General features: G+C 58.2%; 17 protein-coding genes. 10 read left to right on the top strand and 7 right to left on the bottom strand.

Features of this window, described 5'->3' with window-relative positions; translation table 11 throughout:
* The first annotated feature begins 185 nt into the window (after positions 1–185).
* Positions 186–1706: a helix-turn-helix domain-containing protein gene (locus ACVJGD_RS08890; protein WP_456633993.1), complete on the top strand. Its 1521-nt coding sequence runs from the start codon at positions 186–188 to the stop codon at positions 1704–1706.
* Between the two features lie 218 nt (positions 1707–1924).
* On the opposite strand, the gene ACVJGD_RS08885 is transcribed toward ACVJGD_RS08890, so the two are convergent.
* From ACVJGD_RS08885 to ACVJGD_RS08860, 6 genes are all read right to left on the bottom strand, one after another.
* Positions 1925–2728, bottom strand: a complete 804-nt coding sequence (locus tag ACVJGD_RS08885; RefSeq protein ID WP_456633992.1) for a hypothetical protein — start codon at positions 2726–2728, stop codon at positions 1925–1927.
* Positions 2729–2731: 3 nt separating this feature from the next.
* Positions 2732–3610, bottom strand: coding sequence for a hypothetical protein (locus tag ACVJGD_RS08880; RefSeq protein ID WP_456633991.1), 879 nt, complete (start codon positions 3608–3610; stop codon positions 2732–2734).
* 259 nt (positions 3611–3869) lie between these two features.
* Positions 3870–4421 carry a hypothetical protein gene (locus ACVJGD_RS08875; RefSeq protein ID WP_456633990.1) on the bottom strand — a complete coding sequence of 184 codons (552 nt, stop codon included), beginning with the start codon at positions 4419–4421 and terminating at the stop codon, positions 3870–3872.
* 16 nt (positions 4422–4437) lie between these two features.
* Positions 4438–4998: a recombinase family protein gene (locus ACVJGD_RS08870; RefSeq protein ID WP_456633989.1), complete on the bottom strand. Its 561-nt coding sequence runs from the start codon at positions 4996–4998 to the stop codon at positions 4438–4440.
* Between the two features lie 89 nt (positions 4999–5087).
* A complete protein-coding gene (locus ACVJGD_RS08865) occupies positions 5088–5231 on the bottom strand; it encodes a hypothetical protein (RefSeq protein WP_456633988.1) in 144 nt (47 codons plus the stop codon).
* Between the two features lie 18 nt (positions 5232–5249).
* Positions 5250–5507 (bottom strand): HigA family addiction module antitoxin, encoded by a 258-nt coding sequence (locus ACVJGD_RS08860; protein ID WP_456640213.1) that lies wholly within the window; start codon positions 5505–5507, stop codon positions 5250–5252.
* A 311-nt stretch (positions 5508–5818) separates the two neighbouring features.
* Between ACVJGD_RS08860 and ACVJGD_RS08855 the strand changes: the two genes are divergently transcribed.
* The 3 genes from ACVJGD_RS08855 (at position 5819) to ACVJGD_RS08845 (ending at position 8019) form a co-directional block, all read left to right on the top strand.
* Positions 5819–6418, top strand: a complete 600-nt coding sequence (locus ACVJGD_RS08855) for an ATP-dependent DNA ligase (protein WP_456633987.1) — start codon at positions 5819–5821, stop codon at positions 6416–6418.
* A gap of 21 nt (positions 6419–6439) precedes the next feature.
* Entirely contained in the window at positions 6440–6778 is a 339-nt protein-coding gene (locus ACVJGD_RS08850) for a hypothetical protein (protein WP_456633986.1), read from the top strand.
* Between the two features lie 122 nt (positions 6779–6900).
* The gene (locus tag ACVJGD_RS08845) at positions 6901–8019 is read left to right on the top strand and encodes a RelA/SpoT domain-containing protein (protein ID WP_456633985.1); all 1119 of its coding nucleotides are present in this window, start codon (positions 6901–6903) and stop codon (positions 8017–8019) included.
* Positions 8020–8055: 36 nt separating this feature from the next.
* Here ACVJGD_RS08845 and ACVJGD_RS08840 read toward each other — a convergent pair whose 3' ends face one another.
* Complete coding sequence (locus ACVJGD_RS08840; RefSeq protein WP_456633984.1) at positions 8056–8463, bottom strand: hypothetical protein; 408 nt, start codon at positions 8461–8463, stop codon at positions 8056–8058.
* Between the two features lie 552 nt (positions 8464–9015).
* On the opposite strand from ACVJGD_RS08840, the gene ACVJGD_RS08835 reads away from it, so the two are divergent.
* The 6 genes from ACVJGD_RS08835 to ACVJGD_RS08810 all read left to right on the top strand — a co-directional run bounded on the left by ACVJGD_RS08835 (position 9016) and on the right by ACVJGD_RS08810 (position 15773).
* Positions 9016–9672, top strand: a complete 657-nt coding sequence (locus tag ACVJGD_RS08835) for a DNA methyltransferase (protein WP_456633983.1) — start codon at positions 9016–9018, stop codon at positions 9670–9672.
* A complete protein-coding gene (locus ACVJGD_RS08830) occupies positions 9669–11276 on the top strand; it encodes an Eco57I restriction-modification methylase domain-containing protein (protein ID WP_456633982.1) in 1608 nt (535 codons plus the stop codon). The genes ACVJGD_RS08835 and ACVJGD_RS08830 overlap by 4 nt, the downstream gene beginning before the upstream one ends.
* Positions 11269–13806 carry a restriction endonuclease gene (locus ACVJGD_RS08825; protein WP_456633981.1) on the top strand — a complete coding sequence of 846 codons (2538 nt, stop codon included), beginning with the start codon at positions 11269–11271 and terminating at the stop codon, positions 13804–13806. Before ACVJGD_RS08830 ends, ACVJGD_RS08825 begins: the two co-directional genes overlap by 8 nt.
* 353 nt (positions 13807–14159) lie before the next feature.
* The gene (locus tag ACVJGD_RS08820; protein ID WP_456633980.1) at positions 14160–14504 is read left to right on the top strand and encodes a hypothetical protein; all 345 of its coding nucleotides are present in this window, start codon (positions 14160–14162) and stop codon (positions 14502–14504) included.
* A complete protein-coding gene (locus tag ACVJGD_RS08815) occupies positions 14501–15103 on the top strand; it encodes a DUF6680 family protein (protein WP_456633979.1) in 603 nt (200 codons plus the stop codon). Before ACVJGD_RS08820 ends, ACVJGD_RS08815 begins: the two co-directional genes overlap by 4 nt.
* A gap of 55 nt (positions 15104–15158) precedes the next feature.
* A complete protein-coding gene (locus tag ACVJGD_RS08810) occupies positions 15159–15773 on the top strand; it encodes a GIY-YIG nuclease family protein (RefSeq protein ID WP_456633978.1) in 615 nt (204 codons plus the stop codon).
* Positions 15774–15957 lie beyond the last annotated feature (184 nt).

Raw genomic sequence — 15957 nt, 5'->3', positions numbered from 1 at the left:
ACCATCGGCGAAAAAAGAGGCCGCGCGTTCAGGGCACGACCCTTCAATTGCGGCAGCCTGACAGGCGGCAGTTCAGCCGACATTCAACACCTTGGTGAGTTATTGCGCGCTTCATCATGATTTGTCGGCATTGTCAGGACTGTTCGCTACATCATGCGGTCCAAGATCTGCCATCGACCATCACGTTGGTCGGCTTCATCACATCGTGCATTTTTGTGATTACGATCATTGCCCTCGTCGTCCGTATTGTTCTTGTTATCAGCCGACGCCAGCGCTGCGATCAGTCGTTACGTAACGAGTGCTGCGATCAACGTTGCGGGATTTTCCCTAATCAATTTTTGTTGTCAATTGCGAAACAAAAGCATCGACAAAAATTCGCGCGCATCAGTGGATCGACTGCGGCTCCATCGTGGCAAACTATCGAATTGCGACGAGCGACCTTGGCAAACTATCGAATTGCGACGGTTAGCATCGCAGCGTGGATGTGCAGCGGAGTGATGGCCTTGCGTAGCGCGAATGCGTCGTGCGATTTGCGCGGATTGTGTTTGCTGATTTATCCCGATACAGGCGTCGCCAAGAAAACGAGAAAAGACGCCGTGCCCATTACTGCAATACGCCGACTCAGGGTCTCTGACTTCGAGGTGCTGCGCAATGCGGTGCAAGATACGTCCGTCGACATCATGCAGATTGAATCTGGCAGGATGGACGGAAGCGTGCTGCATCTGGAGTTTGACGAGAAGCTTGGTGTCTCGACTGGCGACTTCACGCGCGGCATTCGGAGCCGCGGCAGCCTAAGCGATCACCGCTTGGGTATCGGCATGGTGCTTCACGGGCCGGCAGTGATGAACCAAGTCGAGATGCTGCCGGGCGAGTTGTTGGTGCTCCAGCCCGGCACTGAGCTTCATACTCATTTTTCCGCTGCCAACGGTTATATGACCGTCTTTATGACGCAAGAGGAACTGCGTGCGTATCCAGGCGCAGCGGAGGCTGTGATGCTGCAAAGGCCTGATGCGGTGCTGTCCGCCGATCCGGTTATCGCCGCCGAGAGAATCCGCACATTCCAGTGGCTGTTGGCAGAACTCAGCGCGAAAGAAGCCGGGACCATGTCCGACGGCGCCACCGAATTTTTCAGGCGTGCCCTGCTGGATCTGTTCATCCAGCCGCTCCTTGAGCGGGTCGACTATCGCAAACCGCGCTTGCGACAGTCGACGGCGAGGCTGGTGCGAGAGGTTGAACAGTATCTGACGGACATCAAAGACCGGCCCGTTCACAACGCCGAGCTGGCCGAGAAGTTCGGCATGAGCCTGCGCAGTCTGCAGCGCGCATTTTACGACGAGACCGGCTTGGGGTTGATCGCCTTTCAGCGCCGCAAGCGATTGCATCAGGTGCATACGAGGCTGCGGATTGGCGTGTCCGACCTGGCGCTCAATGAAGCCGAGACCGAGCTGTTCATCAAGGACATCGCCAGGGAGCACGGCTTTATCCATTACCCCCTGTTCACGAGCCAGTACCAGGAGCTGTTCGGCGAGAAGCCATCCCACACCATGCGGCGCGGCCGGCGCGGTATTTTCCGCGACCCACATACCAATGAGCTTCTGGCGCGTAGCCTTCAGTTTATCGAGAGGTCAAATGCGCTCCTGAAGGACAACGCGTCGCCTGACACATTCCTCGGTAACGGTGTGCGCAAAAAGAAGGACGATGTTTGAGAAGCCGTCGCACACCATGCGGCGGCGTGAGCTGCGCAGTTAGGAGTTCCGCCATGTCCGATCCAACCCCTGTCGATCTCGATGTGGGCGATCTTTGAATCGCCCGTCGTGGAGTTTTACACGGTGATCCGTTACGACTTCAGCGAGGACGGCACCGACGCTTGGCCGGTCGAAGAAATGATTTTTGGGCGAGCTTTCTTTCCGAACTTGAAAAAAGTTCAGGCCGGCTTGTTTGCGCCGGCCTTTTCATCGATTGGCATATTCAGGCCTTCTCTGTTTTCGCGCTTCGGATAAGGCCAATCTGGTAATTTGAGGTTATCCGGTATCGCGAGTTCTTCTATGATCGGTGGCTGCTTGCTCGGGTGAGACCGCAATAGTTGCTTACGCCTCTCAAGTCTCTCAACTTCCAACGCCAAGACCTTTTCGATCTGAACAGGAAATACATATTTGGCAACGTAAGGTTTCGAGTCCGTGCCGAGCTTACCGGCATGCGCCAATTCCAAAATCCGATAGTGCGCCGAAACACGGGAGAGGTATGGTTGCAATTTTAAGTCAACCATCTTCGCATTGTCCGCGATGAAGTTACGAAGGGTCGCTGCATTTGATACCAGCTCATCGACGAGCGCCTTCTGATCGTCAGGTAGAGAAGCCAACCATTCACAATCGAACAGCTTCTCTATCAAGAGAAATCTCGTTGAATCACTTTGCTTGCTGCGCAAATCTCTGGATAACAGAGCGTTGGTCCCCGACATCTGGGCATATGGACCATAGAAGCGGTCCAGCTTTTCCTGGATTTCCTTTACCTCCAGCTCGTTTGCTTTTTGCCAGATCGTAGCCTCATTGTTCAGTTGAGACGTCCGAAGCGTCTTTGTAGTCATTCTCGCGCTGACGATGAGTGCAACAATACCAACTAATGCGCTGCCTACGGGCGAGATAACAGTAGCGTAGTCCTTGGCGCTCCACACTTCGCCGGCCGATGCAGCTGTGCTAGCAACTTGTATAAACGCGCCGCCGATAGACATGACTTACTCCGTTGAAGCCGATTGGCTGATGAAACATCCGCACCCACCGTAGTCTGAATCGTCAATCGATGGAGCGACTTCTTTCTCGACGCGCTCTCTGAAGGCGCGCAACGTGATTGGCCGTTTTCTGTTCCCATTTCGCCGGTCGGCGAGAATGGATACGTCCTTCCCGAGGTATCCTCTGATTTCTTGTTCTTTCTGCTCGTGATAGGAATACATTTCGGGAAGCGTCTGCAACAGCAGGCGATAGTGTGCGTGCCCCGCTTTGATGCAGAATCCAAAGCAGTTATTGTGACTAAAGCCAAGCGCGTATAGGCGAGGCGGCACAAGCCCTTCAGCCCGCATCCACTCCATGACGTCCCACTTTGCCACCCAGGGTTCTGAACAAAGTGGGGCCTCATACTTCCATCCCTCCAAGGCTCGTCTTGGGCCGAGACCGCCACCGTGTCCATCATCGAATCGGTGCGCTTCAGTGAAATCGATCCCCACGTAGCAAATGGTATCGCAAGGATCGCAATTCTCGACGAGCCACCGATCGGCTGCACGCCGCTTCAGAATTTTACTGCATGGATCGAGTCTGCTGTTGCCCAAAAATCGTTCGTCAAAGAATACCTCCCAAACGTCACGGCCGTCCTTCAGCCAAATGAGCTGAGGTATATGCGCAGTGGCTTCCACGCTCAATTGATCCAAGAAATGCTTCCATTTGGGTCTGTCGCGGAAGTCCGGAAACTCGGTGTATGAAGGGACTTTCATCTTCTTCGATAGACAGAGGCCGAAAACGTTGGCTGCGCCTTCGATCAAGAATCGATATGCGTCCGGGTCTTCAGTAAGAGTATCGGTGAACAGAAGGACTAAATCATCGCTACCGAAACGTTCGGCCACGCGCTTCGCCGCTGCCCATGAGCCAGCTCCCGCGCTAAACATCACCACATGTCGCATAAAGAATCCCCAGCCAACTGCTAGGCATTCTTAACGTAGTGACCGGAGGTTGCAAGGCAAAGTAAGCGCAAGTTCAGAGCAATTACTTCGCTCGTGCCAACTCTGACGCTAACCGGCACGATCAGCGACGTGCTCGACGAACTTTCGCAGTGAAACCGGCGTCGTCATCGGCTGGTTTTCTTCCTCGTGATTCGATTCTCAGTTATTGCCTGAGCGGCACGACATTGTCGGCAAAACCGATCAGGGCCGTCTGGCTTTCCGAGTGGGTCAGGGGAAACGTGCCGGGGCCCCAATAGCGACGCTCGTCGCCTTCGACACAAACGTCGCGCGGTGTCGCTTTGCTGACGGTGACAATGTCGGTCGAACCATCCGCGTTTTGGCGCACCAGTTTGCTACCGATCTCGATGCCGAGTCGAAGAACGCCAAGCTCAAAATCGGATGGCTGCTCGTCGGAGTTCTGCGTTTGGGCCGAGAGGAAGGTATAGCCATCCCCGTCATCGTGAGGGTGATCAGCAACGCCGAGCGCTTCTTCGAGCCAGGCCCAGGTAGCTCCGAATTTATCGCCCTCTTCTGCGGCATCGGCCTCGGCCTCAGCAAGAACCTCGCAATGTGTGATGTAGCGATCATCGTCCTTCGGGACGGGACTATCCTTATCCTGATCCGCAGCCACCTCGTGCGCCTTCCGGCGTAACGTCTCATGGTCATAGACCAGATAAGTATTCGTCACTTTCACGATTGTGTATTTTTTAGCCACTTATTCCTCTCTCTCTTTAAGGGGCGACGGCCGACCGGGCGGCCAGTCGCGAAATCGTCGAATGATCGACGTTATAGGTCCGCGCCACTGCGCGTGTCGGCTCGCCCGCCGCCAGCCGTGCCAACGCCTCGCGCTGCTGGTGCGGCGTCAGCTTCGGAGCACGACCGAGGTGCTTGCCTTCCGCCTTGGCCCGAGCTCGGCCGTCGCTGGTCCGCTGCAGGATCAGCTCACGTTCGAATTCGGCGATACCGGCCAGGACCGTCATCATCAGCCGGCCTTGGGGCGTGGTGGTGTCGGCCCAATTGTCGCCCAACGACTTGAAGCCGACGCCGGCCTTGCCGATCTTGTCGATGATCCGCAGCAGGTCCAGCGTGCTGCGCGCCAGGCGATCCAGTTTGGTGACCACGACAATATCGCCCGGCCGCAATCTGGCCAGCAGCCGTTCCAGTTCCTGGCGTTGCCTCACACCGGAAACTTTCTCGCTGAAGATCTGGCTAACACCGAACGCTTTCAACGCCTGCTCTTGTGTGGCCAGCGTCTGGCCGGTCGTCGAGACTCTCGCATATCCGTAAATCATCTAATTGGGTCTCTCATTGCTATGAATAGTATGTAATACGTATAGCGGATCAAAACAACTGGTTCGTCAAAAAAATCGAGAGGGTTAGTTCATCGACATGTCGATTTCGTCGTCCCGTTGATGTTGGTGTAGGACGTGCAGTGCACCGGCTTGCGGCGGTGATCCGAGCAGGCGTCGGCGGTCGCGGGCGCCAGCACGGCGAGGGCAAGGGTAAAAGCGAGAATGTGTTTCATGGTCAGAAATCCTTTCATTTATGAGCGCGCCTCGATCTTCGGTCCCGGCTGGATCTTGCTCTGAATTTCCTTGCCATTCTCCTCGCGCGCCAGCGACAGCTCGTAGGCGTTTTGCATTTCGAGCCAGTGCTCGGGCGTGGTGCGGAAATAGCGCGCCAGACGCAGCGCGGTGTCGGCCGTGATATTCCTGCTGCCGTTGACGATCGAGCTGATCCGGTTCGGCGGGACGTCCAGTGCCCGCGCCAGCGCGTTGGCGGACAACTCCAAGGGCTTCATGTATTCCTCGGCCAGGATCTCGCCGGGGTGAGGGTGGTTTCGCGACACTGGTATTCTCCTGATTGGCAATTGCCATGCCTTGCCGTAATACACCATACGTACTACGTCGGTCAAGCAAAGGGGGGTGCGCGCCGAGTTGACATCGAGGCACTGAATCGGTTGATCTCCTCCGCGCGCCGCCCCGCCACGCCGCGCAACGCAACGAGCCCCGCACTCCAAAAAAGGATGCGGGGCGCTTTGCGTTTTATCCGACCGGGCACAAACCGGATCAAAAAATTTGATTCGCCGCGGCTGATGCATAGATCAGCGCCATGACCAAGAACCTTGAATTTGCCCTGCCGAAGAAGGGCACCACGGTGCCATCGGCCGCTGAATGGTTCCACGAAGTCAAGCACGATGGCTACCGGTTGATGGTGATCCGCGACGGCGCCACGGTGCGGCTGCGATCCAAAGGCGGGCAGGACTGCACCAAGCGCTTTCCCTTGATCGCCGAGACCGCGCGCCAGATCCGCACCAGGAAATTTGTGCTGGACGGCGAGGCGGTGCTGCTCGGGGTCGACGGCATCAGCGATTTCGACGGCCTGCACTCCGGCAAATACAACGATGAGGTGCAGCTCTATGCCTTCGACATCCTGGCCGATAATGGTGAGGACGTGCGCAAGCTGCCGCTGTCGATGCGCAAGCTGAACCTGGAACGGCTCCTGGCGCGGCGCGCCAGCGGCATCTTCGTGGCGCCGTTCGAGACCGGCGAGATCGGGCCGGACCTGTTCCGCGCCGCCTGCAACATGGGGCTGGAGGGGCTGGTGTCGAAGCATGGCGGGCGCTGGTATGGTGCCGGCCCGTGCAGTCACTGGATCAAGGTCAAGAACCCGCAGCATCCGGCCTATCGAAGGGTGCAGGATCAGTTCTGATTGTCGCCTGGAGTATTGCGTATGCGTTTCGCGCCCTCGATTGTGCCGCCCTCTGACGACATTGATGTCTATCTGGTCCTGGATGAGTTAGGCCACCAGTTGGGGCGGGTGTGGCGCGAGACCGACGAGGGCGACACCGACCGCGCTACCTTGCTGCGCCATCTGATGGAGGGCCAGTACAGCAACCCGGTGCGGATCGTCAGCTTCAACACCGCGGAAGGCTGGTCGCGCGATGTCTCGGAGGAGATCGCCATCGAGCTGAGCCAGCGCTGCGCCGAACGCGGCGAGGTCCCGCCGACGCTGGAGGACTTTCTGGCGCGGCACGGCCACCGCGTCGATATCCAGCTTTCGCTTTTGTGATGTAGGCCAGCATCGACGGCCTGAGCCTCGGTCCGGAAGCTGGGGATATGTCCTTTTAGGTTCTACCAGAACGAGCGAGCAACGATAATCTCACGGACGCAACGGACGGGGGCCGTTACGTCATGCCGTGGGCACGACCCGAACATTCGAAACGTCGCGTCAATGATGCCGGTGCGCTCGTGGCGACCTATGATTTGGGGTCGGAGATCGGCTATCCGAAGTATCTTGAAGCTCTGGACGTTGTGAACAACTGGCGCTCGGCTCACAATTTCCCGCTGAACACCTTCCACGTGGGCCTGAGGAAGAGAGGAAGACAAATCGATAGCGGGATAATCACAGCACAACGCATCAAACGTCTGTCCTCGATTGAGCACAAGCTGGATCGCTTCCCGACGATGACGCTTTCGCAGATGCAGGACATCGGCGGGTGTCGCGCTATCATGAGATCGAGCAAGGCTGTGAGGCAGCTCTGCGAAGCCTATGCCTCCAGCGACCTCAAGCACACGCTGGCGGTGAACGATGATTATGTCGCCTCGCCGAAGCCCTCCGGATATCGGGGCGTTCATCTCGTCTACAAATACTTCTCGGATCGCAAGGCCGACTACAACACGCTGAAGATCGAGATACAGATTCGATCGCAACTGCAGCACGCGTGGGCAACGGCAGTCGAGACTGTCGGCACACTCCAGCAACAGGCGCTCAAGTCCAGCCAAGGTGAGAAAGATTGGCTGCGATTCTTCGCGTTGGCCAGCAGCGCCTTTGCATCGCGGGAAGGCACGCCTCCGGTGCCGGGAACGCCGAGCGCGTATCGTGATCTCGTCCGCGAAATGCGCGATTATGTGCGTCGGCTCGATTTGGCGAAGCGGCTGCAGGCTTACGGGCACGCGATGAAGTTATTGTCCAGCCCGCAACACAACAGAGGCGACAATCACTATTTTCTACTGGAGATGAATCCCGCGCTGATGTCGGTCCAGGTCACCACCTTCAAGTTCGGCGAATCGACGCTGGCGAATCAAAAATATCTCGAAGTTGAGCGCAAGCTGAAGGACGTCCCCGGCGCGGAGGCTGTCCTTGTCTCGGTCGATTCCCTGGACGCGGTGCGGAAGGCCTATCCGAATTATTTTCTCGATACAGCAGTGTTCGTGCGGCTCATTCGAGAGACGACCAAAACGCTCAAGCCGCCGCCCCAGCGCCCCCCAAGGAGGCCCCCCGACACAAGGCAGCTCGATCTCTTCAAGTAGCAGACGGTCTGAGGCCGAGCTGTTCAGTTTGACCGATTAAAACATGCGTTGCTTGGCAGGCGCGCACGTCAGATTGTAATTCATCGACGCCTGAGCCGACTGGCCTTTTTGGAGCTTGGCGCGCTCCTCGGGCCGCATGCCCGAGATGAAGATGGTGGCTGCGGTACGGTCAACCGTGCCGAAAAACACCAGCTCGGAGGTCGAGCCGGACAGAATTAGTTCGGTCTCCTTGACGTCGGTGATGTCGTAGGTGCCGCCGAGAACCTGCACAGTGCGCCGGTCGAGATCGATGGCGGCCGAGGTCGGCGGTACTTTGCCCTGTATCCACTCTGTCGCCAGTTGGCCGAACGTGCCGGTGCAGGTCAGCAGGGTCGGTTGGCCAGCCGCAGCGACAGGCGCGCTGCACCCGACCATGATCATCGCTGCAATCAAACGCTTCAGCACCGTCTGCCCCCCAAGCCTGCGAGCCATGACGAAAGCGCAGACTGGTGCGAGGGTCAAGAACGCGGCGAAAGCTCGGTGTGGATGCCGCACTACAATCACGGTTCACGGCCGACCGGCCTCGCTGCGCTCGTAGAGCATGGCGCGCCCGATCCGCTCCGCCTCGCGCGACGCGCGCGGCGAAAGGAACCGCAGGTTTCCTCGACCACGCCCATGGCTTTACCGATTTGTCCTGCCATCGTTTTCGCAACGCCCACCGGCTTCGCCTTGGTGGTGAAATTGAACGATTGCTTTGGGAAATGCGCGTTGCCATCGTTTCAAGGCGGATGCATAGACGGGGCTTGGGTTCTTCCCGACGATTTGGTGATTCGGGGACCAAATGCACGCCGATTTGCTGGTGATAGAGCCAATTTTGACGCGCACCCTGGGGTATGCATCCGCCCGCCTCGCGGATATGGTCACTGAAACGCAGCGAGGGGCTGGGGATTCGAAAATGGATATGAATGCAAGGGCGGCCCGCCGAACGTGGCGAAATAGTCCGAGTACACTGCACCCGTGAGCCTGATCAAATCAAAGAAACGCGTCGCCGACCACGGGGAGGTGTTCACCCCTCCTTGGATGGTCGAAGCGATGCTCGACCTGGTCAAGGGCGAGACTGAGCGTGTTGACTCGCGCTTCCTGGAGCCAGCATGCGGCAGCGGGAATTTCCTGGTCCGGGTCCTGCAGCGGAAGCTCGGTGCCGTCGAAATCAAGTTCGGAAAGTCCGAGTTTGAAAAGCGGCATTACGCTCTCCTCGCTCTCATGTGCATCTACGGCATCGAACTGCTGGCGGACAACGTCGCTGAGTGCCGCGCGAATGTGCTCGAGATTCTCGCCGAATATCTGAGCATCGACGAGACCGACGACCTGTACCGCGCCGCGTCCTACGTGCTGCTGCAGAACCTGGTGCATGGCGACGCGCTAACGATGCGCACGCATGACGGCCAGCCCATCACCTTTGTCGAGTGGGGCTACCTCGGCAAAGGCAAATTCCAGCGGCGCGACTTCCGCTTCGACGTTCTCACTGGCTCATCTGCTTTCAGCGCGGAGGGTTCACTCTTCGCTCATTTGGGCAAGCACGAAATCTTCACGCCGACCAAGACTTACCCGCCGATGACTGTGAGCGAACTGGCCGCCGCCGCGCTCGGAGGCACACCGAAGGAGGCCGCATGAGCGCGCGGGCTGGCTTTGCGTTGCGCGGGCGCAACCCGGATGTGCTGACGTGTATCGCAAACCTCTCGAACGACGAGGTGTTTACTCCGCCCGAGTTTGCCAGCCGGATGCTCGATACGCTGGCCGAGGCCTGGGCGGCCGACCGCAACGGCGCCAATCTCTGGGCCGACAAGACGGTGAAGTTCCTCGACCCGTGCACGAAATCGGGCGTGTTCCTGCGCGAGATCGCCAGCCGCCTCACGAAAGGATTGGCGGCCGAGATTCCGGACCTCGAGGAGCGCGTCAGTCACATCTTGACGAAGCAGGTGTTCGGTATCGGTATCACGTATCTCACCAGTCTGCTGGCGCGGCGCAGCGTGTATTGCTCGAAGCACGCCCAGGGCAAGCACTCGATCGCTCAGGGCTTCATCAGCGACGCGGGCAACATCTGGTTCGAGCGCACCGAGCACGCGTGGAAGGATGGCAAGTGCAGGTATTGCGGGGCAAGCCAGAAGACCTTTGAACGAGGCGAAGGGCTTGAAACCCACGCCTATGCGTTCATTCATACCGATGACATCAAGACTCGGGTAGCCGAGTTGTTTGGAGGCGATATGCAGTTCGACGTGATCATCGGCAACCCGCCCTACCAGTTGGATGACGGCGGCTACGGCACGAGCGCGGCGCCGATCTATCAGTTGTTCGTGGAGAAGGCGCTTGACCTAGATCCGCGCTACGCGGTGTTCGTGACGCCATCGCGCTGGATGGCCGGGGGCAAAGGGCTCGACAAGTACCGCGAGCGGATGCTCTCCGACAAGCGGATGCGGAGCGTTGTGGACTACCCGAAGCTCTACGAGGGCTTTCCGGGCGTGAAGATTCGCGGCGGCATCTCGTACTTCCTGTGGGATCGCGAGCACAACGGGCCGTGCGCGGTGCAGACCATCTGGGACGGGCAGCCGACCGGCCCCGCCGTCGCGCGCCACCTCGATACGTACGACATCCTCGTGCGGCGCAACGAGGCGGTGCCAATTCTGGAGAAAGTCAAGGCCAAAGGTGAGCCTACGCTTGAGGGTCGCGTGTCCAGCCAGAAACCTTTTGGCCTCCGTACGTTCTTCCACGGCAAGCCGGACTCTAAGCGTCTCAAGGATCCCATAAAGCTCTTCGGATCCCAGAAGGTTAGCTGGGTCAATCGCTCGGAGATTCCAACGAATGCCGCCTGGATCGACAAGTGGAAGGTCCTGATGACTCGTGTCCAGGGCACAAGTGCGGCAATCGAGACCAAGTTCCTCAGCAAGCCGATCATCGCTGAGCCCGGCACGGCTTGTACTGAGAGCTATCTCGTTGCTGGCCTCTTTGACACCGAAGTCGAGGCAAAGAACTACGCGAGCTACCTGCGTACGCGCTTCGCTCGTTTCCTTGTTTCACTCCGCAAGTCCACCCAAGACGCACCGAAGCATGTCTACGCCTTCATCCCTGACCTGCCGCTAGACCAAGAGTGGACAGACGCGAAGCTCTACAAGCGTTACGGGCTGACCGAAGCCGAGATCGCTTTCATCGAGTCGCAAGTCGCCGAGCACGACGGCGAACTATTCGACGAGGTCGCCGCGGACGAAGTCGAAGATGAGTAAGCCCATCGAGGAAATTCTTGCCCCGAAGCCGGAAGCCAGGCCGCGCATCTACGCCTACTCGATCGCCGATGTAGCGCACAAGGGTTTACTCAAGATCGGGCAAACCACGCGCGAGGTGAAGCAGCGCGTCGCCGAGCAGGTCAAAACCGCCGCGATCAAGAACTACACCATCGAACTGGACGAATCCGCCGAGTGCGACGATGGCACCATTTTCAGCGACCATGAGGTGCGCGCGGCGCTCGGCAAGAAGGGCTTTGAGAACACCGAACTGGAATGGATGTGCTGCACGGTCAAGGACGTGAAGACCGTGCTCACCGAACTGCGCACCGGCCAGCGGTTCACCGGAACGCATCACCAGACGTTCCCGATGCGCCGTGAACAGGTTGAAGCGGTGGAGGTGACGCACGCCTATTTTCTCTCGCGCTGGGCGGAAGACGTGCACGCCGTGCCGCACTTCCTCTGGAATGCAAAGATGCGCTTCGGCAAGACCTTCACCACCTACCAGCTTGCCAGGAAGCTCGGCGCCAAGCGCGTGCTTGTAGTGACATTCAAACCCGCGGTGGAGGATGCGTGGCAGACGGACCTTGAGAGTCACGTGGACTTCGACGGCTGGCAGTATCTGTCGCGTAACTCCGACGGCGACCCGTCGAAGACCAACGGCGAGAAGCCGGTGGTCTATTTCGGCTCCTTTCAGGACCTTCTTGGCCGCGACGCGGCGGGAAACATCAAGCCCAAGAACGAATGGCTCCACACGGTCAATTGGGACCTTGTGGTTTTTGATGAGTATCACTTCGGCGCTTGGCGAGAGACTGCGAAGGAGCTTTTTGAGGGGGAGGACGACGCGGTCGCCAAGAAGGAGGCCAAGCTCGAATACGCCCCTAGTCTGGAGGAAGTTAACGAAGACCTTGGCGTGCTCTCGGAAAATGAAACCGAGTTCCTGCCCATCACGACCAAGGCCTACCTCTACCTCTCCGGCACGCCATTTAAGGCACTTGCAACGGGCGAGTTCATCGAAGAACAAATCTTTAACTGGACTTACACTGACGAGCAGCGTGCCAAGGAAGAATTTGCCACAAGGAACCCAGGCAAGTGGAATCCGTATGGCGCACTGCCGCAGATGCGGCTGCTGACGTACCAGATGCCGGATGAGCTGGTGGCGATCGCGAGCGCCGGGGAGTTCGACGAGTTTGATCTCAACACGTTCTTCGAGGCATCGGGCACGGGTGCCAAGGCGCAGTTCAAGCACAAGAGTGAGGTGCAGAAGTGGCTGGACATCATCCGCGGTGGGTACGCGCTCAAGGCAGTCGAGAGCCTCAAGACGGGCACGCAGCCGCCGTTCCCGTATTCGGACGTGCGGCTGCTGCCGTACCTGCAGCACTCATTTTGGTTTCTGCCTACCGTCGCGGCCTGTCACGCGATGGCGAACCTGCTGGCTGAGAAGCACAACACCTTTTGGCATCAGTTCGAGGTCGTCGCCGCAGCCGGTGTGTCAGCAGGAATCGGGCTCGACGCGCTGCCGCCTGTGCGCAAGGCCATCGGGAGCGGGTTCGAGACCAAAACAATCACTCTATCATGCGGCAAGCTCACCACCGGAGTGACCGTACCGCAGTGGTCATCAATCCTGATGCTGCGAAATCTAAAGAGCCCTGAGACCTACTTTCAGGCTGCGTTCCGCGTGCAGTCGCCGTGGTCCATCAAGAACCCGAATGGCGACAATCCTAACGAGGAAGACATCCTCAAACCCGTCTGCTTCGTGTTCGACTTCGCGCCCACGCGCGCGCTGCGTCAACTCTCCGAGTACGGGATCGGGCTCTCTCCCAACGAGGCGAACCCGGAGAAGGCCGTCAAAGACCTCGTGTCGTTTCTGCCCGTGCTGGCCTATGACGGCGCGAACATGACGCAGATAGACGCCGGAGGCATTCTCGACATCGCCATGGCAGGCACCTCGGCCACGTTGCTCGCGCGCAAGTGGGAGAGCGCGGTGCTGGTGAACGTGGACAATGACACGTTGCGCCGCATCCTCGAAAACCCTGAGGCGATGGCCGCCGTGGACCGCATCGAGGGCTGGCGCTCACTTGGCGACAACATCATCGAGACCATCATCAACAAGAGCGAGAAGGTCAGAGAACTGAAGAACAAGGCCAAGGAACGCGAGCTGTCGGAGAAGGAGAAGAAGGAACTCACGGCCGAGGAAAAGGAGTACAAATCCAAGCGCAAGCTCGTCCAGGAGAAGCTGATTAAGTTCGCTGCACGCATTCCCGCGTTCATGTACCTGACCGACTTCCGCGAGAATACGCTGCAGGACGTGATCACCAAGCTCGAGCCGGATTTGTTCCTGGCCGTCACTGGCCTGACAGTGAAAGACTTTCACCTGCTCGTGCGCCTCAAGGTTTTCAATACAGAGCAGATGAATCAGGCGGTGTTCGCGTTCCGGCGCTATGAGGATGCGTCACTGCGGTACATGGGTATCGAGAGCCACGAGGGACTGACCCATTATGGGCTCTACGACACCGTCGTGGCGAGGGAATGAAAGTGGCGAGCCGCTGGCGCGCCGTGATGCGGCGAACGCTGGACCGTCGAAGGTGACCAACCCTCCGCACGGTCTTCAAGGTACTTTGGGCACGCGGGGTACTCGGCATCGCGCCATTTCGGCATATTTGCAGTTTTCGTTTTTCGACTTTCCTTTCCTGAATTAAGCTCACGACATGTGGCAATCTGACGGAGGGCGGCGATGCAAGGCTGGGCGCGGCTCACCGCCCCATCCGCCCCTGCCTGACACCAAAAATATCGGTGCATCCAGGGCGCGAGGGCCTACGGTCACACAATTTACTGTGCTAGGGAGCCCAAGCGCGGTTTTAGCGGGGGTTTGGGGGACTAATTCGCATGGCGAAGGCGCTCTACGTCGCCTACTTCACGGGCGTCGCAGGTCAAAGCATTGGCCTTTTCTATATCGGCGACGGAATGCTTGTCGGCATCGACGTCGCGACGATGCAATATGACGGCTCCTATCAAACCAAGCCCGACGGCAGTCTCGAAGGCGTGGTTGAATATGTGCTTCCAGCCGGAGCCTCGCTTATCACTGGAGCGCCAGCTAGCGCTGCTCCCACTAGGGTCTCGGTGAAACTCACACTGCCAGCCGATTTTGCTGATGGTCGCGTCATAACAATCGAGACGCCACTCGGACCTGTGAATGCGAAGTTTGAAAAGGTCAAGGACGTGCCTTCATGAATTGCCCCGATGGCTTCTGGTGCATGCAATTCAAGGATTGGCTCAACGTTGCAATCCTTGTCGTCACAGCCGTTGCGATTGTCGTGGGTCCGATCGTGGCCGTCCAGATTACGCTTCGCTTTGAGGAAAAGCGGGAGAAGCGCCGCAGGAAATATGATACGTTCCACGCGCTCATGAGGACGCGGCGGGTAACGCTTTCGGCTGATCACGTCACAGCGCTCAATGTGATCCAGACCGAATTTCACGACGATGATAGGGTAATCACCGCCTACAAGAAATACATCGACAACCTAGGAGGCCCGGCATTGCCGCCGGGATCATCAAACGAAGCTATTCGCCATTTCGTTGACGAGCGCGACGACGCCTTCAATGAGATGATGTTTGAGATTGGGAAGCATCTGGGCTTCGCGCTCGATAAGCGTGAGCTTGCGAAATACTCTTACGCTCCGCAGGCTTGGGTCAACATCGAAGCCGAACAGAATGCTCTGCGACAATTCGCATTGGAGCTACTGCAGGGCAGGCGGCCAATGCCGATCACCCCATTTCAGCCCAGCCCCTCGGCGAATAAATTCCCGCCACCGCCTCCGACGAACCGCTGAGAGCAGCCATGACAATTTCTGATGATGGCCGTCGTCCCCTGACGCGAAGGGCCACATGGTAGACATCGTATACATTCTGACAAACGAATCCATGCCAGGTTTGATCAAGATAGGCTGTACCAACGGCGAATTGGCCTCACGAATTAAGCAATTGTATTCGACTGGCGTGCCGCTGCCGTTTGAACTGTTTTACGCTTGCGAAGTGACCGATTGCGTTTCTGTTGAGAGCAAACTCCATGATGCCTTTGGGGATCACCGTATAAGCAAGGGCCGCGAGTTCTTTCGATTGGCTCCTGAACGCGCAAAGGCCGCCCTTTCCCTGGCCGAAGTCCGCGAGGTGAGGCTTGGGGACGAGATATTTGAAACCAATGAAATTAAAGCGGAGGTGGAAGCAGCCAAGCGCCGAAGCCGCTTCCGGCTCTCAATGATAGGAGTTGCGCCGGGTACCGAACTTCAACTTGCTAAGGACCCGAAGATTATTTGCACGACCATCGATGACGGCAACAAGGTGGACTATCTGGGCGATATCACCTCGCTCTCGGACGCGGCACTTCAAGCACACAACGCACTCGGGGACGACTGGCCTTCAGTGTCTGGCCCGTGGGCTTGGACGTACAAAGGTAAACGCTTAGACGACTTGAGACGAGAAATCGAGGATAAGTCCGACTGAGAGCCGCGCGAGAATCCAGCGCGCGCACACCGGGGGGGGGCGGCGCAAGGCCGATCTTCTTCTCCACATGATCGACGGTATCCTTCACCACCTTTGGCGGCTGGCGCGAGGTATACCACCGCACCCGCACCGGAAGGAGCGCGAAAACAGAGCGGAAACACGGTGTGGGAAAACCCCGGTTCAG

The organism is Bradyrhizobium sp. USDA 10063 (assembly GCF_054063735.1).
Note: the sequence above shows the minus strand (reverse complement) of the source record. Positions and strands in the feature narration are given on the sequence as shown.